The organism is Pseudoalteromonas sp. MMG007 (assembly GCF_018100985.1).
Taxonomy (GTDB): Bacteria; Pseudomonadota; Gammaproteobacteria; order Enterobacterales; family Alteromonadaceae; genus Pseudoalteromonas.
The window spans coordinates 111,543-134,213 of the sequence record NZ_JAGJEI010000003.1; the positions used below are offsets into that span (position 1 = coordinate 111,543).

17 protein-coding genes and 1 riboswitch are annotated in these 22,671 nt (G+C 36.3%); of the genes, 8 read left to right on the forward strand and 9 right to left on the reverse strand.

The genetic code is table 11. The annotated features are described in order from the left end of the window. Positions 1-95: 95 nt before the first annotated feature. The 4 genes from J8L71_RS06085 to J8L71_RS06100 form a co-directional block, all read right to left on the reverse strand. A complete protein-coding gene (locus tag J8L71_RS06085) occupies positions 96-566 on the reverse strand; it encodes a methylated-DNA--[protein]-cysteine S-methyltransferase (protein WP_210999751.1) in 471 nt (156 codons plus the stop codon). Next, a complete protein-coding gene (locus tag J8L71_RS06090) occupies positions 566-1,918 on the reverse strand; it encodes an AlkA N-terminal domain-containing protein (protein WP_210999752.1) in 1,353 nt (450 codons plus the stop codon). The genes J8L71_RS06085 and J8L71_RS06090 overlap by 1 nt, the downstream gene beginning before the upstream one ends. A 143-nt stretch (positions 1,919-2,061) precedes the next feature. After that, positions 2,062-2,544, reverse strand: a complete 483-nt coding sequence (locus J8L71_RS06095; RefSeq protein WP_210999753.1) for a GNAT family N-acetyltransferase — start codon at positions 2,542-2,544, stop codon at positions 2,062-2,064. Positions 2,545-2,556: 12 nt separating this feature from the next. Then, a complete protein-coding gene (locus J8L71_RS06100; protein ID WP_210999754.1) occupies positions 2,557-7,320 on the reverse strand; it encodes a PAS domain-containing protein in 4,764 nt (1,587 codons plus the stop codon). Between the two features lie 229 nt (positions 7,321-7,549). On the opposite strand from J8L71_RS06100, the gene J8L71_RS06105 reads away from it, so the two are divergent. The 4 genes from J8L71_RS06105 to bfr (J8L71_RS06120) all read left to right on the forward strand — a co-directional run bounded on the left by J8L71_RS06105 (position 7,550) and on the right by bfr (J8L71_RS06120) (position 10,843). Then, positions 7,550-8,446 (forward strand): cation diffusion facilitator family transporter, encoded by an 897-nt coding sequence (locus J8L71_RS06105; RefSeq protein ID WP_210999755.1) that lies wholly within the window; start codon positions 7,550-7,552, stop codon positions 8,444-8,446. A 226-nt stretch (positions 8,447-8,672) separates the two neighbouring features. Continuing rightward, positions 8,673-9,743 (forward strand): PepSY-associated TM helix domain-containing protein, encoded by a 1,071-nt coding sequence (locus J8L71_RS06110; RefSeq protein WP_210999756.1) that lies wholly within the window; start codon positions 8,673-8,675, stop codon positions 9,741-9,743. 152 nt (positions 9,744-9,895) lie between these two features. Next, a complete protein-coding gene (gene bfr, locus J8L71_RS06115) occupies positions 9,896-10,366 on the forward strand; it encodes a bacterioferritin (RefSeq protein ID WP_138681940.1) in 471 nt (156 codons plus the stop codon). Positions 10,367-10,378: 12 nt separating this feature from the next. Then, a complete protein-coding gene (bfr, locus tag J8L71_RS06120) occupies positions 10,379-10,843 on the forward strand; it encodes a bacterioferritin (protein WP_210999757.1) in 465 nt (154 codons plus the stop codon). A gap of 67 nt (positions 10,844-10,910) precedes the next feature. Here the strand turns inward: bfr (J8L71_RS06120) and J8L71_RS06125 are convergent, their stop codons facing one another. Next, positions 10,911-11,105 (reverse strand): (2Fe-2S)-binding protein, encoded by a 195-nt coding sequence (locus tag J8L71_RS06125; RefSeq protein WP_058404608.1) that lies wholly within the window; start codon positions 11,103-11,105, stop codon positions 10,911-10,913. A 154-nt stretch (positions 11,106-11,259) separates the two neighbouring features. Then, a riboswitch (yybP-ykoY riboswitch) is annotated at positions 11,260-11,361 on the forward strand. A gap of 84 nt (positions 11,362-11,445) precedes the next feature. On the opposite strand from J8L71_RS06125, the gene J8L71_RS06130 reads away from it, so the two are divergent. Beyond that, positions 11,446-12,003, forward strand: coding sequence for a TMEM165/GDT1 family protein (locus tag J8L71_RS06130; protein WP_210999758.1), 558 nt, complete (start codon positions 11,446-11,448; stop codon positions 12,001-12,003). 42 nt (positions 12,004-12,045) lie between these two features. Here the strand turns inward: J8L71_RS06130 and J8L71_RS06135 are convergent, their stop codons facing one another. The 3 genes from J8L71_RS06135 to J8L71_RS06145 form a co-directional block, all read right to left on the reverse strand. After that, positions 12,046-12,570: a DUF6436 domain-containing protein gene (locus J8L71_RS06135; RefSeq protein ID WP_210999905.1), complete on the reverse strand. Its 525-nt coding sequence runs from the start codon at positions 12,568-12,570 to the stop codon at positions 12,046-12,048. Next, a complete protein-coding gene (locus J8L71_RS06140; RefSeq protein WP_210999759.1) occupies positions 12,554-14,020 on the reverse strand; it encodes a methyl-accepting chemotaxis protein in 1,467 nt (488 codons plus the stop codon). The genes J8L71_RS06135 and J8L71_RS06140 overlap by 17 nt, the downstream gene beginning before the upstream one ends. A gap of 110 nt (positions 14,021-14,130) precedes the next feature. Further along, the gene (locus J8L71_RS06145) at positions 14,131-14,685 is read right to left on the reverse strand and encodes an isochorismatase family protein (protein ID WP_210999760.1); all 555 of its coding nucleotides are present in this window, start codon (positions 14,683-14,685) and stop codon (positions 14,131-14,133) included. A 176-nt stretch (positions 14,686-14,861) separates the two neighbouring features. Here J8L71_RS06145 and J8L71_RS06150 point away from each other — a divergent pair, with 176 nt between their 5' ends. Continuing rightward, on the forward strand, positions 14,862-19,349 hold the full coding sequence (locus J8L71_RS06150; protein WP_210999761.1) for an EAL domain-containing protein: 4,488 nt from the start codon (positions 14,862-14,864) through the stop codon (positions 19,347-19,349). Between the two features lie 80 nt (positions 19,350-19,429). Here the strand turns inward: J8L71_RS06150 and J8L71_RS06155 are convergent, their stop codons facing one another. Continuing rightward, the gene (locus J8L71_RS06155; RefSeq protein WP_210999762.1) at positions 19,430-20,326 is read right to left on the reverse strand and encodes a cation diffusion facilitator family transporter; all 897 of its coding nucleotides are present in this window, start codon (positions 20,324-20,326) and stop codon (positions 19,430-19,432) included. 207 nt (positions 20,327-20,533) lie between these two features. Here J8L71_RS06155 and J8L71_RS06160 point away from each other — a divergent pair, with 207 nt between their 5' ends. Next, positions 20,534-21,985 carry a sensor domain-containing diguanylate cyclase gene (locus J8L71_RS06160; protein WP_210999763.1) on the forward strand — a complete coding sequence of 484 codons (1,452 nt, stop codon included), beginning with the start codon at positions 20,534-20,536 and terminating at the stop codon, positions 21,983-21,985. Between the two features lie 320 nt (positions 21,986-22,305). Then, positions 22,306-22,527 carry a hypothetical protein gene (locus tag J8L71_RS06165; protein WP_058549908.1) on the forward strand — a complete coding sequence of 74 codons (222 nt, stop codon included), beginning with the start codon at positions 22,306-22,308 and terminating at the stop codon, positions 22,525-22,527. The last annotated feature ends 144 nt before the right edge of the window (positions 22,528-22,671 follow it).

Sequence of the window (22,671 nt, forward strand, 5' to 3'; positions counted from 1 at the left end):
AAATAATTTAAGCTGCTGATACTCATAATAATTTTTATTAGTTAAATAATCTTAAATTGTAGCTTGTGATCATAAAGCTGCCAGTACGGCATCTATTAAATTATCCCTTCGTGCTTTAATAGCCAAGCTTTTCTCTCAAGCCCGCCTGCATACCCTGTGAGCTTTGAGTTTGCACCTATTATGCGATGGCACGGTACAATAATACTGATAGGGTTTTTGCCATTTGCTGCGCCTACTGCCCTCACTGCTTTTGGGTTGCTTAATGCCGTAGCAATATCACCGTAGGTGTTCGTTTTTCCAAAAGGCACATTTAACAATGCTTGCCATACACTTTGTTGAAATGCCGTTCCTTTTGTATCAAGGGGTACATTAAACGTGGTGCGTGTTTTATAAAAATACTCAAAGAGCTGTTCAGCACAGCAAAGTATTGCATTATTAGTAACTTTTTCAAAAGGGGTATGAACGTGCTCTACATGCGGGTAAAAACCGACGTAGCTGACCCCTATTTCGGTTGCCTGAATAACAATATCGCCTATTGGGCTTGGGATATGTGTTTGAATTATCATTATAACTGCTGCCATAGTTGAAACGTTAAATATGATCTAAATGGAGCACAATTTTCACTCTCAAATGGGATTGCCGCGGCCTGTGCTTTTTTTACCCCTAAATCACCATCAAGTAATATGTCGGGTAGGCTTTGCCCTCTTAATTTTGCATAGTTTACCGTCCAAGGGCCAATACCTTTTAAGCTTAGCCACTGTGCTAAATCATTACAATCGGGGTTTAACGCACAAAACTCAGCTAAGTTGTGTAATGCATTTTTTCGCGCTTGCGGCATTTTAAAAAATGTAAACTCGCTTTTAGCGACGCGCTCTGCGCTTGGAAAATAAACTAGTTCGCCTTGTTTTTCACCAAGCTCATCAACTAGTTTTGTTACTAAATTATGTGCCGCCGTAACACTGACTTGCTGGCCAAGTACCGCTCTTATTCCTGCCTCAAAACTTGACCAAATACCCGGTATTCTTAAACCATGGGTAAGTGTAAATGCGTTATTGATGTTATTAGCTAAATGACTCTCAATTAGATTAATATCTGCGTCTAAATCGAGTATGCGCCGTATATTATTAATGATCTGCTGCAGGTAAAGCGTGTTGTCTATATCTATCTCAACCACAAAATAATTTTTATTTTCGACAAACCGCGCGTTAAAACATCCTTTACAACTAGCGTAGGTAAATGTACGACCATAACTTTTATCATCAAGCCACTCTATTGGCTTAATAAGCCTTTTAGCTAAAAAACCATGTAACGCTTGCCAATTATAAGGGGGCCTAAAAGGTAACGTTAGTTTAAGTGTAGAGCTTGATGGTTTGTCACCTGAACGAAGCTTAGAAGGGGCTATATTCAATTGATGTAAAAAAGCGTCGTTAAAACGTCTAATACTTTTAAAACCCGATGCAAACGCTATTTGCGTAAGCGGGAGGCTCGTTTCTTGAATCAGTTTTTTAGCGAAATGACACTGATTAAATAATCTATATTGTGTAATAGACACACCAAAATATTGAGAAAACAGCCGTCTTAAATAACGGCTGCTTATTCCTAAGCGAGCTGCGAGCTTTTCACAGTCTTGTTCATCGTTTAGATCTATTAACTGCTTTGCTCTAAGCGCTGTCGTTTTTGTGCCCTGCCAAGCAGCACTGCCTGGAGCACTGTCGGGGCGGCACCGTATACAAGGTCTAAATCCAGCTTGGGCAGCATTATGTGCAAACTGATAATAAGTGACGTTTTTTTCAAGTGCGGTAGGTGCTGGGCATATAGGTCTACAATATATCCCTGTACTTTTAACAGCAATATAAAAAAGCCCATCAAAACGGGCATCTCTACTTTGACGTGCCTTTTGCCAATGCTGATTATTCATAAAGCTGCTCAGTAAAATAAATTAAGATGCCAATAGCTTATAGAAACTAAAGTACTTTACTAGCCATTTTCGGACCTTAACTAACTCCTAGCTTTGTTATAATTTTATAAAATCTAATGTAAATAATTAGCTAATAATAAACATTACTCAGCAAAATCGATTAGCTCTTGCCCTGTTAGTCTATAAATAATCCATTCATTTTGCGGTTTTGCTTCAATACTGTCGTAAAAATCGATTGCAGGTTTGTTCCAATCGAGTACTACCCATTCAAAACGACCACAGTTATTGCTAATTGCTTTATTAGCAAGGTGCTTCATTATTGCTTTGCCCGCGCCATTTCCTCGACTGTCTGGACTTACGTATAAATCCTCTAGGTATAAACCGTTTTTACCAAGCCACGTTGAATAGTTATAAAAATACACAGCAAAACCAATGGGTTCATCACCTTGCAAACAAATAATACTATGAGCGGTTGCACCTTCGCTGAATAAAGTATCTAGAATTGCTTGTTCATCTGTTTTTACTGCATCAGGCTCTTTTTCGTATATGGCAAGTTCGGTAATAAAATGCAAAATAGTTTTAGCATCACTTGGCTTTGCGTCACGAATAATAACGGGTTGTTTCATTAATTTTTAATCCTAAATATACTGCTCTAATTTATCTTTTAAAATATCTAATTGGATTGGTTTACTCAAGTAATCATCCATTCCCGCTTCTATGCAACGCTCTTTATCAGACTCCATTGCATTAGCCGTGAGCGCTATAATTTTAATATTTTTATGTTTAACAGTCGCTAATCCTTCGCGAATAGCTGCTGTTGCCGCAAATCCATCCATTACGGGCATTTGGCAGTCCATTAAAACAACTTTAAAAAAATCTGCCTCGTGCGCTTTTAGTATATCAATAGCAATTTGACCATTTTCAGCAATGGTCGCTTCACAATTAAGCTTTTTCAGCATTAACTTAGACACTTGCTGGTTAATAGGGTTGTCTTCTACTAATAATATTTGCGCAGGCTCCTCTGCTTTTTCTTTTTTAAGCGAAGAAATAAATCCCGGTGTAACTAATGGCAGTACTTCGTCAGTTTCATTACTGGTAATAACTGATAACGCCGAAATTAAATCAGCAGTTGTTACCGGCTTTGGAAAGTATGCCTGAAAACCAGCATCTGAATATTTTTGTGCACCTTCCATACCCGCAATACTGGTCATCATTACAAGTGGCATCGATTTATAGCATTCATCCGCTTTTAAAACTTTACACAGCTCAATACCGTCCATTTCGGGCATTTGCATATCAAGCACTGCAATATCATACATTTCTTGATGATTTTTGTATTGCTGCGCGCACATAGCCAATGCTTGTTTAGCGTTAGAGGCAAGCACGACTTTAGCGCCCCAGTGTTGGAGCTGTTGAGAAATAACTATACGATTTGTTTCGTTGTCATCAACAACTAAAACCGTTAATTCCTTCATATTAACATTAGGAATGTAACGCTCTGTTTGCTCACCTTGTGAAAGCATTACCGTTGCAGTAAATACACTGCCCACCCCTTTTTGGCTGGTAAGTGATATATCCCCGCTCATTAATTCACAAAGCTGTTTGCATATAGCCAGGCCCAACCCTGTGCCGCCATATTCACGGGTAGTTGAAGCATCAACTTGAGAAAAAGGGGTAAATAATTGTTGCTGCTTTTTCTCACTAATGCCAATACCAGAATCTTTTACACTAATAACAAACGCTAAACCATCAGCTACCTTGTTAACTTTCGCGCTGACAACCACTTCGCCTTGGCTAGTAAATTTAACGGCATTGCTAAGTAAATTAGTTACAACTTGACGAATACGGCCAGGATCGCCGCATAGTTGTGAAGGCTCTAGTGATACTAAATCAAGAATAATCTCAATGCCTTTCTCTTGTGCTGAAAGTGCTTGCGCTGCGGCAATTTCACCTATTAAGTCGCGGCCATTAAAGTTAATTTTTTCAAGCTCAATCTTACCCGCTTCACCCTTTGAAAAATCAAGTATGTCGTTAATGACCCCCAGTAAAGAATGAGCACTTTTTTTAGCTATACCGACTTTAGTTTCTATCGGTTTAGATAATGGCTCAAGCTCCACCAGCTCAAGCATACCTAGCACACCATTCATAGGTGTTCTGATCTCGTGGCTCATAGTGGCTAAAAAATCGCTCTTAGCCACCGCTGCCTCTTCGGCTTTTACAAGCGCTACTTTTAACTCTTCACTTATAACTTTACGCTGCTGAGACACTAAAGTACTGCCAACTAGCGTCGCTAAAGAGCGAAGGTAAGTCTCCTCACTTTGGCTCCAGTGATGGTGCTCACCTACATTTTCTGCGCACAAAATTCCTAAGTTTCCGTCTCCGCTAGCAATGACAGCATCTAGCATTGATTTAATATTAAGTGGTTTAGTGTAAGATTCTGTAAAGTCAGTCGTTGCCGGATGCGTATATACATCCTCTATGGCCACTAAATTATGTTCAAAAATAGCATTGTAATAGCCCGGGTAATCTTTTGCAGTTAATACAGCATCAGAATCAACAAACCCTTGCCCTTGAATATACAAACCATGGCAAGTCATTGCATCACGCTGAGCGTTAAAAATCCATACAGATGCACGTGTTACATCTAGTACTTCACACATTGATTTAATAGCTAACTTTTTAACTTGCGCAACATCACTGTTTTGTACCTCTGGTGCAACAGTCAAAGTTGCTAAATTTTTGTTATACCTGTTTGCCTTTTCGCTCTCAAGTTCTAAACGTTTATGAGCATCTATACTTTGAAAAGAACCAAAGACACGTACACATTTATTGTCTTTAAATTCTGCCTGCCCCATCGACTTAACCCATCGTTCTTGTCCTGTATGAGTTAAAATAATAAGTTCAACGCTCCAACTCTCCCCAAGCGTAACAGCGCACTCAAATAATGTGCTTATCGTATCCTGATGCACTCCTGGCTTATAAAATTCAATAGCAGTATCTATATTTGGCTCAAAATCCTCAGGTACCTCATGAATAACTTTAACTTCATCAGACCAATAAAGTGTATGTGCTTCTAAGTCCATTTCCCAAGCACCAATTTGTCCTTGTTTACTCATTGACTCGAGTAAGCTTTGCTGACGACTTATTTCGAGTTGCGTGTTATAACGCTGTGTAATATCTAAAATAAACCCATCTAGGTATAAAACGCAGCCATCATCTGCATAAATAGCCTGCCCTTTTTCATTAACCCAATGCAAACTGCCATCACGGGCATTTATTCTATATTCAATCGACCATGATTGCTGGGTACCTACGCAACGTAAAATTTCATTTTTTACGTTTAATATATCGTCTTCATGTATTAAATCAAAAAAATCTAATAACTTATCATGTATCAACTCATCAGGTGAATAACCTGTTATTTCAATAGCTTGGTCACTCATATAAAGAGTGCTTAACTTATCATCGAATTTACAGCGATAAATAATGCCAGGTATATTAGCAACCAAAGACGCAAACCTGTCCCGACTACTCTGTAGTTCATGCTCGGTGGCTTTTTGAGCAGAAATGTCTAGGTGAGTCCCAATCATACGTTTTGGCGAGCCATCACTATTCCACTCAACCACTTTCGCGGTATCAAGCACCCAAATCCAGTGGCCATTTTTATGCTTCATGCGGGCTTCATGTACATAATAGTCAGTATGACCGGCAAAGTGCTCATTTAACCTTTCTTTCGATTCAATTAAATCGTCAGGGTGAGCGTATGTATACCAAGTATTTATACTACATGGCTCAATTTCACTTAGCTGATAGCCTATAATTTCAGCCCAACGATTATTAAATGTAACTTTGCCTGTATCTATATACCAATCCCAAATGCCCACTGCAGTTGAGTCAATGACCAGCTGTAATTGTGTTTTGTGTTGTTCAAGCTCTAATTCTTGAAGTTTAAGTGCGGTTAAATCAGTTCTAATAGCAATGTAACTTTGCGGTTTACCATGCTCATCTAAAAATGGCGCGATGGTGGTATCAACCCAATATATTCCGCCATGCTTCGCTTTATTACATATATGACCGTTCCAAACGTCACCACGCTTAAGTGTTTGATACATGTTTTTAAAAAATGCTTTGCCGTGTTTGCCTGAATTCAAAATGCGATGATTTTGTCCTATTAGCTCGTGTTCTTCGTAGCCGCTAATCTCACAAAATCTTTTATTCACAAAGGTAATTGTGCCATGTAGGTCCGTTACAGCGACGATTGCATGTTCATCTAAAGCACTTTTTTGTTCTGCGAGTTGCTTAAGTGCTATCTGTAAGGCTGAGCGCTGTTTATGTAATATGCTTTGCTGCTCCGCCTTTACTTTTACCAGCTCACTTAAATCTAATGAAAGCTGCTTAAACTCTTTACTGTCGTTGAGTATTGCAACTTTACCAGTGCCACCATTAGTAATATTTTCGACTGTTTTAGCTAGGTCAATTAATGGCCTAGATAGCCTACGCCCAAACAACAAAGACGAAATAAGTATTAATATCAGCGCCGCTGCATTAGTTAGAAGTGCTAAATGCTTATAATTATCAGCTCCCTGAAGCGCTACTTTAACTGGCTTGGAGACCAATAATTGCCAGCCATCTTCATTTAGAAAATTTAAATTGGTGATATAGCCGTACATAATTTCGTTTTGAGCTGTGCTATAAGAAAAAACACTGTCGAGAACAAGGTCGTGCTGGAATAAGAAAGTAGGACTGTTTGATTTTCTGTTTAGTAATTTTTGAATTTTATTATTGTGCACAACATTAAAAGTTATGTCTTTATTCTCGGTATGTATCTTATTTAGATTATTTAATAAACCAGATAAGTTTATATCGGAGAGTAAAATAGCATTAAGCTGCTCATTAGTATCTAATATGGGGATTGCAACTATGTGGTATTCTTTGTTTGCTAAAGTAGTCGTTTTAAGCTGCACGTCGCTCGTACGAAATACGGTGTTGTAAATGGCATTAAAATCGTCTTTATTTAATAAACGAAAAAAGTCAGAGGTCGGCGCTATTTCCCCGTCCTTAATATCAACAATTTCTACATGATTTACAAAAGCATATTGTGCAGTAAATTGCTCTACTAAATATTGATTGCGCGTAGTACTACTTTCAAGCTGTGCCTTTAGCAGGTATAAATCGTTGATATGATCTGCAAACCAAATATCAGCAAAGTGCTTACCAATATTACTTAACTCATTAAGCTCAGAATCTGAGCTTTGTTTAAGCGTATCGTTTACATGCCCAAAACTAAACCAAGTCAACAAACAAAGTGGCCCTAAAGCTATAATTATAAAAGTTATAATTAGCTTACTTCGAATTGATTGCATTTTCCCTGTTACCCAACTGAAGTTTAAACGTTTATCCATTCATTTACTCAGCAACTTTAGTCATTTTATATTACTTACATTAATGCACTAAATACTTAAACACGCAAGTTTTTGACATTAAAGTCTTTTAAAAATCAGTATTTTGCAATTAGATAAAAATAAAGTAGTGGTCATATTCCCATTATTTATTACTAGATTAATGCTGTTTACTTACGATCTAAAAATACGCATAGTATAAATATTAAGTTATTTATACTAATGAGGGACTATGGAACACAATCACGCACATAGCCATGTAGACGATAGCCAAAGTAATAAACAACTTACCATCGCAGTTGTCATTAATGCATTGCTAACTGTAGTGCAAATTATTGGTGGGGTATTTTCTGGAAGCCTATCTTTAATAGCTGACGCACTTCATAACCTAAGCGATGCTGGGGCTATATTCATTGCACTCGTCGCACGTAAAATTGGCGCTAGGCCTTCAAGCTTAACGCATCATTTTGGTTATAAACGCGCAGAAGTTTTGGCTACCCTCTTTAATAGCAGCACATTAATAGTGGTTGGGGTGTATTTAATTTTTGAATCGGTATCGGGTTATTTAAATCCAGAACCAGTAAATGGCTGGATAATAGTATGGGTAGCGGCGTTTGCACTATTAATTGATTTAGCAACCGCGTTTTTAACCTATCGAGCTGGAGCAAATCACAGCATGAATATTAAAGCAGCTTTCATACATAACGTGTCAGATGCTATGGCCTCTATTGTGGTGATTATTGCCGGTACCTTAATAATTTTATACCAATGGTATGTTGTTGACCTAATTGCAACTGTATTTATCTCTGCATATGTAATTTACCATGGTGCTTTGCTATTAAAGCAAAGCTGCACAATTTTAATGCAAGCGGCACCGGAAAATATCAGCACATCAGCAATATCACACGCTCTCAATGATAAATTTAATATTGAGGCAGTAGTTAGCATAAAGCTGTGGCAGCTAGACGACAAAGAGTGCTACTGTGAACTAGTTATTAGTTCTCGAAATGTAATAGTTCTAAATGAAATCAAAGACTTATTGCACAATAATTTTAATATTGAAAACACCATAATAGAAGTTCAACCTATCACAATTAAAGCCCCCCTAACTCGGTCACTTAAAAAATAAGCTTTATAAAAAGTAATTTGACTGAAGCATTTAAGTACCTTTGGATAAAATAATAAACCAACATTAAACTTATAATACCTATTTATTAACTTATTAACCTTTAAAGCTATACAAACTCTAAAAGTGTAATTAGTAAATAACGAACCCTGATACACAACTATTTAATTGAAAACGGCTCGTATTATCATTTACAATATTCCTACTAACTCATAATGAGATACTACCTTTGAAACTTTGGTTACGTAGAATTCACTTAGGCCTTGCCCTTATTAGTGGGCTATTTTTGCTAATAGTGAGCTTAACCGGTGCTGTAATGATCTATGCAAAAGACATACAACACTTAATAGAGCCAACAAAATGGCAAGTAAAACCACAAAAAAACTTAATGCCCTACGATGCACTTATACAGAATGTAGAGGCACAGACTAAGCAAAAAATTACCTTTTTCATGCCCGAACTAGCATCAGATACTGCGTGGCAGTTTAGGTTGGCTAATAAACATTATGCAAGTGTAAACCCTTACTCAGGAGATGTAATAAACGTTTATGAATCCACCGATACTATTTATGGGTTTGCTCAAGGTGTACATCGCTGGCTGCTATTTGAAAATAGCAAAGGAGAAAAAACCTTTCGTAACTGGATGTCAGTGTGTGCATTACTACTTTTAATAAATGTGTTACTTGGGTTTTACTTATGGGTAAAGCCAAAAAACAGGATTAAACGGCTCGCTATAAAACCTAAGGCTAAGTTTAGAGTGCTTATGTATCAATTACATACTGTGCTTGGTGTATACTTTTTTATACCACTTATGCTTATTGCATTTACCGGAATGGCATTTAATTGGAAAACGCAGACTCAATCGGTATTAGAATTTGTAACCATGAACAAAGTAGAGCAAAGGCCTAAAGCACCTAAAATAACTGCATCTGCACACACGACTCTAAATTATAACCAAGCAATAAAAAATGCAGTGGATGTATTTCCTGATGGCGAAGTATATAGGATTTACCTGCCTAAAAAGGACGACGAAACACTAGCACTGAGAATGAAAAACCCTGGCGAAAGCCACGCTTATAGCTGGGTGTGGACAAATCCATTCACAGGTAAAGTATTAAATTCCTTTGATGCCAGCAAAACCAATTTCACAACTCAAGCATGGAACTTTAAGTATAAATTTCATATTGGTGCTTTTGCAGGCCCAATTGTGCAATTTTTATGGCTGTTAATAGCATTGGCACTAGCGTTTTTTATTATAAGTGGTTTTTATTTTTGGGCTAAAAGGCATAAGTGGCTTTAAATACAAATAAAAACTGTTCATAAACCAAGCAGTAACGCAAATTTAAATAAGAATCAAAACCAATAGTAAACCAATGATTTTTAAAGAAAAACTTGCAATACAGACCATTTGTACTACACTGCTGATAATTGTAATAGTTAAGGCGATTTATCATGAAAGGTAATCAAAAAGTAATCGATGCATTTAACACATTGTTAGCTAACGAATTAGCAGCTATCGATCAGTATTTTATACACTCAAGAATGTATGATGACTGGGGCTTAAACAAGTTATACGAGCGCCTTAACCACGAGATGGAAGAAGAAAAAGATCACGCAGATTGGCTTATCAAACGCATTCTATTTTTAGAAGGCGTACCTAATATGACCAAACGCCGTGATTTATTAATTGGTACTGATGTAAAAAGCATGATGCAAAACGATTTAACACTTGAGCTTGAAGTAGTTGCATGTGTTAAAGATGTAATAGCAATATGCGAAGAGCAACAAGATTACCAATCACGCAGTATTTTAGAAAAGCTATTATTTGATACTGAAGAAGATCACGTATATTGGTTAGAGCAGCAAATTGGCTTAATTGATAAAATTGGCGCGCCAAATTATCACCAAGCACAACTAGGCTAGCAGGAGCATATTATGAAAGGCGATAAAGACGTTATTGCAGCATTAAATAAAGTGCTCGCTAATGAGCTTGTAGGTATTAACCAATATTTTTTACATGCCCGTATGTTTAAAGATTTTGGCTTTACCCAGCTAGATAAAGCAGACTACAAAGTATCTATTCAAAAAATGAAGAACGCCGATCGTTTAATCGAACGCATTTTGTTTTTAGAAGGCTTACCTAACCTTCAAGACTTAGGCCGATTACGTATTGGTGAAAACAGCGAAGAAATGATTGCAGCCAATATGAGTTTCGAGCTTGATACAATAGACGAGCTAAGAAGCGCTGTTGAATTAGCTGAAAGTAAACAAGACTATATTAGCCGCGAAGCGCTCGATCACATTTTAAATGAGCAAGAAGAGCAAATTGACTGGCTTGAAACACAGCAATTGCTTATAAAAAATACCGGGCTTGAAAATTACTTACAGTCTCAACTGTAAGCAATAATCGAGACACAAAAAAAGCAGCTTAATAAAGCTGCTTTTTTTATGAATTTATAAAATGTAACTACGCTACTTGATCGGTAATATCTGCAATTTCGATAAGTTTACGATTAAGGATCTTTTTAGTACAACCACAACACTTACCGCATTGGCTGCCCACTTTAAGCTCTTTAGTTAATTCACGCATGGTCGTTGCACCATCGTCAATTGTTTGCTCAATTTTTTTATCAGTCACACCGTGACAAAGACAAATATACATTAATACAAACCGTGTAAATTACATTCAATAAATGCATACTAATCTAAACGACAATTGTTATCAATAGCTTCCTCACTAAAATTTAAATTTATTCACTAAAAATGCTCGCTCTTTTCTTTACTATATTTACCCAAAAATAAAGTTATGGAATAATGCCCGTCTCTTAGGGGAGTAGCCCGCTCAGTAATGAGTAAACTTATCAACATAATTGCACCTAATGTGCATGGTAAGTTTGTAATGTTGTAGCAAGCATTATCGGCGAGACCTAGGTAGGCACTATCCTCATGGCGGGAGATACGTGTTTACCTTGGTTTAACACTCCCGCCTATAAGTATTTTTAATGGAAGTTTTTTTTACCTCAACCGTCACAGTTACGTTAGCCGAAATAGGCGATAAAACTCAGCTATTGTCACTATTACTTGCCGTACGCTTTCGCAATAAGGCTGCTTTGGCTTTTGGTATTTTAGCAGCCACACTTATTAACCATGGTCTATCTGCTTGGCTTGGGAGTTGGATAAGTGAAAGTATAACTCACTCCTATTTACCAATAATCGTTAACTTAAGCATTATTGCTGTTGGCTTGTGGTTGCTAATTCCTGATCAGAATGAAGATGTTAGCCATCGATATGATAAATATGGTGCCTTTTTAGTATCTTTTGTATTATTTTTTATCGCTGAAATAGGTGATAAGACACAAGTTGCCACTGTATTACTTGGCGCACAATATCAAAACATATTTTGGGTAACTATTGGTACAACATTAGGAATGCTAATCGCTAATATTCCTGTAATCTACGCAGGTAATGCACTATTAAAGAGAATATCGCTTAATACGGTAAGATTTATAGCTGCCAGTGTATTTGTGTTACTAGGAGTATACGGACTAATGACTTATTAACTTAATAATTTATGAGTAATAGAGCAACTCGTCATTGCTCTATTACGTTTGAGTTGTACAATAACAACCCTTAGTATTATTAAGTAATAGCTGGTTATTGAACCCAGCCATTAAATTGGTAATTACCGTTTCAACAAAGCCACTGCCCTGAGCGCAACCTAGTCCTTCAGATAGAGGCCCTGCATATACAAACTCGCCTTCTTTATTTAAAACGACCGCTGCAGGTGTTGAAGGTATTACTGTTTTTAAAGAAGGCGATTGCTCAAGGAGTATTAACGATACACCCTTTTGTTTAGAGAATTCTGTTAATTGCTTTAAATGCGGTTTTGCTTGAATAGTACAGCCACAATTAGGGTCTGTAACAATAACTAAAGAAGCAGACTTGGACTCTTCATATTTAACTTGTTGTTTAAAATTATTAAACCAGTTGGGCTCATTTAATAACTTGTTTCTGTCAAAGTCACTTAGCTGAGCCACTTGAAAATAAACCAACCCAACAACTACGCTAATAAACCATACTGCAATTACTAAGTAGGTTGTTAAATTAGATCTATTTAAATTTAGCAATACTTTGCTCAAGCAAGTCTATGCTAACATCAATCAATTGAACTTTTGCGGTAAGCTGCTCTACAATTTGAGTGTCTTGATATTGATTCTGGCGCATATTATCGGTACTACTAGCTATTAACTCTGTATTGCCTGCTTGTTCAGCAACCACTTGTGCGACTGAATCTGAGCTTGTAGACACCGCTTCTATTTGTTCGCTCATCGCTGAAATATTCTCTTTCATTGCGGCGCTGATATCTGTTAGGTCCACAACAAAGCTTACACATTGGCTCATTGACTGAGTTGATGTTTTACTATTACTGACTAAATCTTTTAATGTTAGGCTTATTTTGTCTGTTGTGGCTTTACTATGATTTGCAAGTGATCTTACTTCATCTGCAACAACAGCAAAACCTCGGCCATGTTCTCCGGCTCGAGCAGCTTCAATTGCGGCATTTAAAGCAAGTAAATTTGTTTGCTCTGCAATACCTGAGATTTCATTTAATAAACTGGAAATAACATCTCCAGCCGCTACTAAATGGTTTATCTGCTCTTCAGTATGATTAAGCAGTGTTAGTAACTCTTGGCTTTTAGCATCCGTTTGTAGCACTTCTTTTAATGCATTACTTGCAGCTTGTGTAATATTATCAACCTGACTTTTTAATACCTCGCTTTCTTCTTCTACCATCTTAAAGCCATGAGCAACCTGCGCACCCGAATTTGCTATATCGTCAGTTTGTTGTGTACGTTGTGTGGCACCATCAGCTAGCTGATCATGGACTTGAATAAGCTCTTGGGAGTTATTTTGTAACGATAATGACTGAGTTTGAACTTGCTTAATAACATCAGCAATATAGTCTAATAATGTATTAAACCCAGCGACTGCTTTGCTGCTTGTATCATCAGCTCGCAATGATAATTTAATATTTTCAGGATCTTTCATTATTTGCTCTGTTGCATAACTGAGTGATAAGCCAGCTTGGCGCTCTCGCTGTAACGTTATCGCAATGTAACCTGCAACTAATACCTCAACAATAGCGTATCCCGCATGCATTAACACGGTGGTAAACGCAAGTCTGTCAGGGTCAAAAACATAAAAGCCAGTATTTTGAGTCTGTAAATAGTAAAAAGAGAGGTGATGAATAGCAACAAACACAATAGCAGTTATAAACACCTGCCAATTAACAAACATTATCAGCATTGCCATTAAAATAAATATCTCAAAATGAACTTCTATCAATCCGTATGCTTGTTGTATGTGTAAAAAAGAAAACATCATTATCGCACCCGCTACAACATGTGCAGTTATAGCGCTGTTAGGCTGGGTTTTTAAAAGCCAAATAGGTAATAGACTCAATGGTATCCCAATAACAAAGGCTTGAGTTAGCGTGTCGAAGTATAAACCAATCCCTATCGACTCAATGAGTAGAAGAGAAAATATAAGAGTAAATAAACGTGCGACACTAGACATAAATACCTTTAATACATTTTAAGTTTTTAAAAATAACCAAGTTAATACGTTACATATATCAAGATAGATCAAAATGATACATAGAATATAATACCAATATTTTTAGTTTATTACTTTATTATAGATAGTATTTTTTTAAACGTAGGTGTCGCTGCTTTTTTTGTCCACTTAAAAATAATAATTTCAGCGCACGATATTGTACCACCCGCTTGTTTGAGTTGCGCCAATGCTATTTTTTTATGTGCAGGATTTCGAGACCCAACGGCATCACTTGCCACTATTACTTCAAAGCCATTTTGCATCAACTCTAAGCACGTTTGTAATACGCAAACATGGGCCTCTGTTCCTGCTACTATAATCTGTTTTTTACCGCTGATCTTTAAAGCTTCAAGAAAGCCTGGCTCTGCACAAGCACTAAAGTATGTTTTATGAAAAGATGGTGTGTCGGGTAAAGCATGTTTAACCTCAGCGTTGGTCAGCCCTAAACCTGCCACATATTGCTCTGTGATCAACGATGGTACCTTAAGCACCTCACTGGCTTTGGCCAGTTTTAGTGTACTTTCTAAAATAGAATCAAAATTTGATATTGCTGGGGCCAATTTAACTTGCAAATCTATAATCAAAAGCAAGCTATTCGTTAGCTTAATATCTACAAATCCATTCATAAAACGGCCTATTTTTAAAACGAGTTTGAAAAAAGGTTAGCTCATATTTAAAAAGAGTACTTTGTAATTTTATAGATAATTTTTGTAATCGACATTTGATAAATATGCTATATTTAAAATAAATAATTCCCACCACTACATGTTTAAGAGCGAGTTTATTAGTGCAGTTGAGTAAGATGGTTTATCTTGTCATCGCTGTTGTTTTTATTTGCATTGGAAATGTGAGCGCATCTCAAAACTATGCTCAACAATTACAACGCCTTTCAACCGATGAACGATTAGCACATAGCTTCGTGACACGTTCTATACAAGATGATATTGGATTTGTATGGATTGCCACTGCACAGGGCTTGAACCGCTACGACGGTTATCAAGTTACTGCTTTTCGAGGCGGATACGATCTTGACAAACAAAATATTTTTGACATGTTTAAAACATCAGCAGGAAACATTATTGTATCTACCGACTTGTCTGGCGCCTTCTTAATAAACCCTAAAACACTCAAAACAGAGAAAATTTACTCTGGGCAGCTTGATAATAAAAGCGATACCTATTCACCAATTTCAGCTATTGCACAGCTCACTGAGCACTCTTACATTGCCATTGACGAGCAAATACTAATTTACAATCACAATACTAAGCAGTTATCTCCCATAATCGCTTTAGACAACAAAGACGATTACATAAGGGCACTGACTTTTTACAAGCATATATTATATGTAGGTACTAATAATGGCTTGTATTCGTATGATACTAAATATAAAAAGTTAGAAAGACTTTCACTTCACACACCCGAAAATGTGACCGAAGATAATAATAATGTAAAGCTATTGTCTGTAGATGCAGAACTTGGTTTATTGGTAGGTACTGTAGAAGGCTTATACCATATAGCTTTTGACAAAAATAAAAATATTAGACCAGATCAAATAAATACATTAGTTGCAGATTATAATATTTGGGATTACGTACAAACAGCAGATGGGGAGTTTATTGCGACACAAAGTGGCTTATTTCAATATTTTAGGAATTCTGGCGCCGTTGAGCTTATTTTAAGCTTTGATGAAAGCAAATTTAATATTACAGAAAATACCATTAATGATGTAATGGTCGATAAATCAGGTCTGCTATGGCTTGCTTCGCGCACTCAAGGCGTTTTAACTTGGGCAACACAAACAAAGCGCTTTAAAAATATTACTCTTCCTAACAATAATATAATCAACAAAATAATTCAGGACGAGAATGTACTTTGGTTAGGCACCGATGATGGAATTACAAAGTATAATTTAAACACTAAAGACGTTAGCACCTTTATAGAATCAACTGATAGCAAAGCAATTTATGGCGAATATGCTGTATTTGATATTTTCCCATCTAATTTAAGTGCCGGACAATATTTATGGTTAACCCGTTACCATGGTTTAGAGTTATTTAATAAGGCGACTGGGGAAAAAGTTCCTAATAAAGACTTAATAGATAATAAGCTAAACACCCTGAATTCATTTGGTTTTGCTTTAATAGCGCCAGACACTTTTGCCTATGTTTCGACTAACGAGTTTTATATTTTTAATGGTAAAACAGGTGAGAATAGAGTAATAAAAGGCCTAAAGGAGATAACCGTTCCAAATGAGGCTTATACTTTTCACACTCCTCTAGAGACACACCCTGAGGAACTAATTCTAAGTACTACAAACGCGCTTTATAGATACAACGAAAAAAATAAAAAAATAACTACGATATTTAAATCAAATAATAAAAAAAACAACTTATACAACACCGTAGAAAACTTTTACCTAGACGCAAAGCGTAATTTACTTTGGCTTGCAACTACGCAAGAAGGCCTGATAGCTGTCGATAGTAAAACCTATGAACGTAAGCACACTCTAAACATTAAAAATACGTTTGGAACTAACTCCATTTATAAGTTGCTCGCTGACGATAATCGAAATTTATGGGTAAGTAGTGAAAATGGCTTATACCAGTTAAATTTAGACACTCTAAATATAACTAGCTACACAGTAAAAGATGGACTCAATAATAATAAGTTTAGTGCTATTGCCGGTACTATTTTAAATAACAAACACATAGCTTTTGGCAGTTATCATGGCATATTACAGTTCGATCCAACCGATTTTAATCCCACTGATCAATCAACGCATACTAACTTAGAAATTACTGATATCAACTTACTTTCCAAAAACCTAACGTACTACCCGAATAAGTATAAATACAAACCTCTAGAACTTGCTTACGACGATGTGGGTTTAACGGTAAAATTTTCTAACTTTGATTACATTAATAAAGAAAGTACTCGATACAGAGTTGTGCTGTCAGGTGAAAACCCCCTTGTTTACGATGAATTAAAAACAAATCAGGTATTCTTTACTAAATTACCACCTGGCAATTATTCACTAACCATTTCAGTTGTAAAACCAAGCAGCACAGGTATGGCTGAACAACGATTACTTAACTTCAGTGTTGCCTATGCACCGTGGCAATCTCCGCTTGCTTATGCGTTGTATCTTATTGGTATGTTTTTAATACTATTTTTACTGTTTTGGCAGTACAGAAATCGCCAAGTAGCAATAGAAAATGCACAAAGAGAAACTATTCACTCACAAAAACAAACTGAGCTTGCGCTAAAAAATAATAAAAGTGGTATATGGAATTATCGTTTTAGTGATCACACAGTTAGCACGCAAAGAGGCTCAGAATTAGGTTACTTTAATTTACCCGAACGCCTTAGCATAGAGCGTTATTTCTTACTTATTCACCCTGATGATAGACGCAGAGTTGAAGCTCAATGGTACGCCTATATTAAACAAAATAAACAGCAACATTGGCAATGCACCTACCGCTTAAAGCATAAAGAAGGTCACTGGCTTTGGTATCAAGATCTCGGTCAAATTATGTATAAAGAACACTCAAGTGAAGCACAGTATGTCTCAGGCATATATACAAACATTACTGAGCAACGCGCCAATGAGCAACAGGCAAATATCTTGGGCGAAGCATTTCGCCAAATTACCGATTGGTTGTTAATTTTAGATGATCAACTAGTCCCTTTTTCAGCAAACAATAGCTTTATGGATACGTTTACTTACGAGCAGCATGATACTAAACTCACCCCAAAGCTTATTATCAAAGCGATCGGCAAAACTAAATGCATTGAATTTGCCGCAAAGTTAAAAGCATTAAATGCAAAACAAAACTGGCGCACGAATACATACATAAAAACAGTAAAGAACCCCAATCATCCAGTACACTTGAGCGTTACAGCCGTAGCTAAAGAAAGTAACACTATTAGTTATTATGTGGTTGTTATATCTGATTTAACAGAGCAAAAACGCGCTGAAACAGAGCTCAGATATTTAGCAAACTTTGACCCTTTAACGCATTTACCAAATCGCAGTTTAATGTACAAAAATATTGAACAGGCGATAATCAAAGCACAAAATAATAATAGCTATTGCGCTCTCCTATTTATTGATTTAGATAAATTCAAGCCTGTAAACGACTCATTTGGTCACGCTGTTGGCGATAAATTACTCTGTGATATAACACAACGTGTAAGTGCAATACTTGATGACAACGCGGCACTAGGACGTCAAAGCGGAGACGAGTTTTTAGTATTAATTGAAAATATAGAATCTAAAGAGTCGCTCAATAAGATAGTAAAAACAATTAGCCATGAACTTGCCAATAAAGTAAATATTGAAGATTTCTCAATTAATATATCGGCAAGTATAGGTGTAGCACTTTACCCTAACGACGCTGATTCTACAGATACCCTGATCCGAAATGCCGATGTTGCAATGATGCAAGCAAAGCAATCAGGACGTAATGGTTTTAAGTTTTTTAACGACAAAATGAATAAGCAAATAAAGCAAAAGCTCATTCTTGAAAATGATTTAAAAGATGCAGCAAAAGCACACCAGCTGTTTAACCATTATCAGCCCATTGTTAATTTAGATACTAAAGTAATCAATGGCGTTGAATTACTAATGCGTTGGGAGAACAAAGGGCAGTGTATTTCTCCTACTGAGTTTATTCCGGTAGCCGAAGAAATAGGTTTAATCGAAAAACTTACTGAGCAGGCATTAAAACGAGCGTTAACAGATTTAGCCCCGTTACTGAAAAATAATCCACTGTTTTATATATCGCTGAACTTATCACCTAAGCATATTTTAAAAATGCACATAGCAAGCCGTTTAGAATCTATATTGAACGATCACAACATATCACCTCAACAGTTGCGTCTAGAAATAACCGAAAACACATTACTTGAAGATAAACAAAAAGCGTCAAAACAATTACAAAAGCTAAAAATGGCAGGCTTTAAATTATTATTAGATGACTTTGGTACAGGCTACTCATCACTTACTTATTTGAGTCAGTTTCCAATAAATGTAATTAAAATTGATCAAAGCTTTGTACAAACCATAGGACACGATAAAAACAACGAATCAATAATTAAAACAATCTACTCTTTGGCTGACAACCTTGGGCTGTATTGTATTGCTGAGGGGGTAGAAACCCGCGAACAAATTGCATTTTTAAGTGCTATTGGCTGCAACATACTACAAGGGTATTATTTTGCAAAACCAATGACTGCGCAGGATTTATGTGAAGCAGAGTGCTTTAAAAAGATTTTAAGTTTGTTATAAAAACAGTTCGTTTAGTAATTTCGCTATATGTGCCATGATCATATAAGCAACTTAGAGCCCTCAGAGTTGGACTTTATTAGCTAGCTATGGATATGATGACATTCATGGCTTTCAATTTGTAGCACGCTATTTTTAACTTTAAATTTTCTACTAAGTAGCTGCTCGACTTTCATACGGCAAACTTCGTCATGCTTTTCAATTGTACAATGTTGTTTTAGTACTACGTGCGCACCGACAACAATATCTTTATCTTTTCTTGAAACAGTGACATTGTGAACATTATGAACATGTTCCATATTCGTAATTTCTTTTTCTATATCAACTACTTTTGGTAATTTCGCTTTATTTAAACGCAAACCTTTTAAGCAGCTAATAATCACTTTAACACCCGTAAATAATACAAACGAGGCTATAAGCATGCTCGATAAAATATCAATAACTGCCCACCCTGTTAGGTAGATTAATATACCCGCCACAAAGGTTGATACCGTTGAAATTAAATCAAAGAATGAATGCAAAAAAACAGCATAAACATTAATACTCGCTTTTCTTCCTTTGTATAATACCCAGGCAGCAGCACCATGAAATAAAAAACCAATTGCAGCAATAACCGACATTAAATAGCTATTAATAGCCAGCTCGTTACCTTGATGTTGATGAATGAACCGCTCGCCTCCTTCATACAAAATTATCAAACTAATAGCTAAGTAAAGAGTGCCATTAATTAAACCACCAATCAGCTCCGCTCGCTGATGTCCATCGTTATAAGTTTTAGCAAAATGAATAGCAAGGCTTGACGCAATGAGAGCTATAAATAACGAACTGTTATGCACAAATAAGTGTCCTGCATCAGCAAGCACAGCTAGAGAGTTAGAGTAGTAAGCACCAACAACCTGAATAACCATAAATGAGCATGTTATCGCCAAAGCAATAAGCAACCGACGGCGAGAGGCCTGGTGTGTAGTGATTTCTGTCATGAAGTGCTTAAATAACCTATACTTAAATTGCAAATAAGCCAGCAGGAGGCTTAGAGTAGAAAAGGGTATGATATAGAGTTGCAATTGTAATACGAAGACCGAATAAACGCACTAAAAACTTAGTAAATTGGCTAAAACTGTACTAAATACTACATACATATTAATAAAAAATATTGAGTTGATGTTTAATCTTAAATGGAGCAATAAGTGGACTTTAAATCAGTAGAATACATTTGGAGTACTATTAAGCTTATTCCTTTTGCCGTCGTACTCTATGATTCGCAAAAACAGACCTATAAAGTCAACTCTCAAACGCAGAGTATATTTGATTTACCCTCACAAAATAACTTCATTGAGGCCGACTTTGAAAATGTGATCCTCACAAGCCCTGAAAGTAAAAAACAGTTAAAAATTAACCAACTATTCGAAAAATATTTAGTAATAAATACAAGCTGCCATATTTTATTGCATAAAAATAATACAGCCTTGCAATTAAATGCAAAGCTTGCTCAATTAAGTAATAACCTTCACATAGCAACGTTCGACGTAATTAAGCAAAGTAAAGATGAGCAATACAACTTTGATAAGATCATTTCAAAAATTTCTACTGATTTAATTGACATTCAAAACGATAATATAGATTCACATATAGAATTTGCATTGAAAGCGATTGGCACAGTATGCCATGCCGACAGGAGCTATTTATTTAAATTTTCAGATGATGGCAAATCAATGAGAAATACCCATGAATGGGTTAATCAAGGCGTTAAACCGTTCAAAGATCAGCTTCAAAATATCCCCAAAGACGCACTCCCCTACTTTTTCAACTTAATGAACACCACTCACATCTTTAAAGTAAATGATGTTGCTGCACTGCCTGAAAAAGCAATTAAAGAAAAACAAGAATTCCAGTTAGAACAAATACAATCCGTGCTATGCATCGGTTTACGTTATGACAAAGAACTGATTGGATTTATAGGTTGTGACTGTGTAAAGCAAAAACGAGAATGGTCTGACTTAGATTTAATTAGATTAAAGCTAGTCGGGGAGATGATAGCGAGCGCCCTTAAAAACATAAACTATAAGCATGAGCTTCAATATATTCAACAACAGCTCATCACCGCAAACCTACAACTAAATGAACAAGTAAACACAGATGGATTAACCGATATAGCTAACCGCCGTTGCTTTGACGACACATTACAAAACGAACTACTTCGTTGCACGCGTCACCAACAACCTATCGGTTTGATAATGTGTGATATAGATTTTTTCAAAAGTTATAACGATAATTATGGTCATCAGCAAGGCGATGAAGTTTTAAAATCTGTCGCGCAAGCATTAAAAGCAATGTGTAAGCGACAAGGCGATTTAGCCGCAAGGTATGGCGGAGAAGAATTTGCTATAATTTTACCCGCTACAGATGCTGTCAATAGCCTAAAATTTGCGACACTCATTCAGAAAAAAATTGAAGAGTTATCGATAGAGCACAATTATTCATCCGTAAGCTCAAAACTCACTATAAGCATGGGTGTGTACAGCCTGATCCCCAAACAAAATACTACCGCGCAAAACCTTATTAGCGGTGCCGACAGCGCACTTTATAACGCCAAAGAAACAGGTCGAAATAAAATAGCTAACTACTCAGATTGCAAATAAGATTAGCATTTCAGTATATTTTTAACTGATTGATCACGTTTTGCCTTACAGCAGCCAGTATCAATTTAACCACTTTAATAAAGTAGTTAAAGTTATATTTGTGGGCTGATATCGTAATATCTTTACTGAGTTTGTTCTTTTGTTTAGCCTTAAAAAGCTCTGTGTTAGCTTAGTTACTAGGCTTATAGCCACCCTTTTTTTATCTGTACGTCCTTTAATATATTTTTAACAGGCTTCGCTTTTTGTAATTTTTAGTATTTACCCTATTGAATTTGGTGTTATTTTATTAACCCTAGCTTACGTTTAATTAGAGGGAAATCATGAGCGAAAAAATTAATCCAGAAGCCTTACACGCACTTAAAATTGCTTTTACCTATATGCCACAAGCCATTGAGGTAACAAAGTACGAGTATGGCGAGCGTTATCAAACAGTACTTGATCACATAGAAGCCGTGCGAGAAACATTGCTTATAAACGATGTTGACCCTGATGAAGTGGGTGGCGATATTAATCCAGAGTACACCCCCAACTCAACTTACTAAATATACCGCGCTGGGTATTATATATTCAGCGCAATACTTAGCTTTATATAAAAAACATGGACTTATAAGTTTAAATACGCACCGATTTTAGTTATTAGTTATAAAAACTGCTAAACTGGCATTAAACCAATAAAAGCGCCTTAA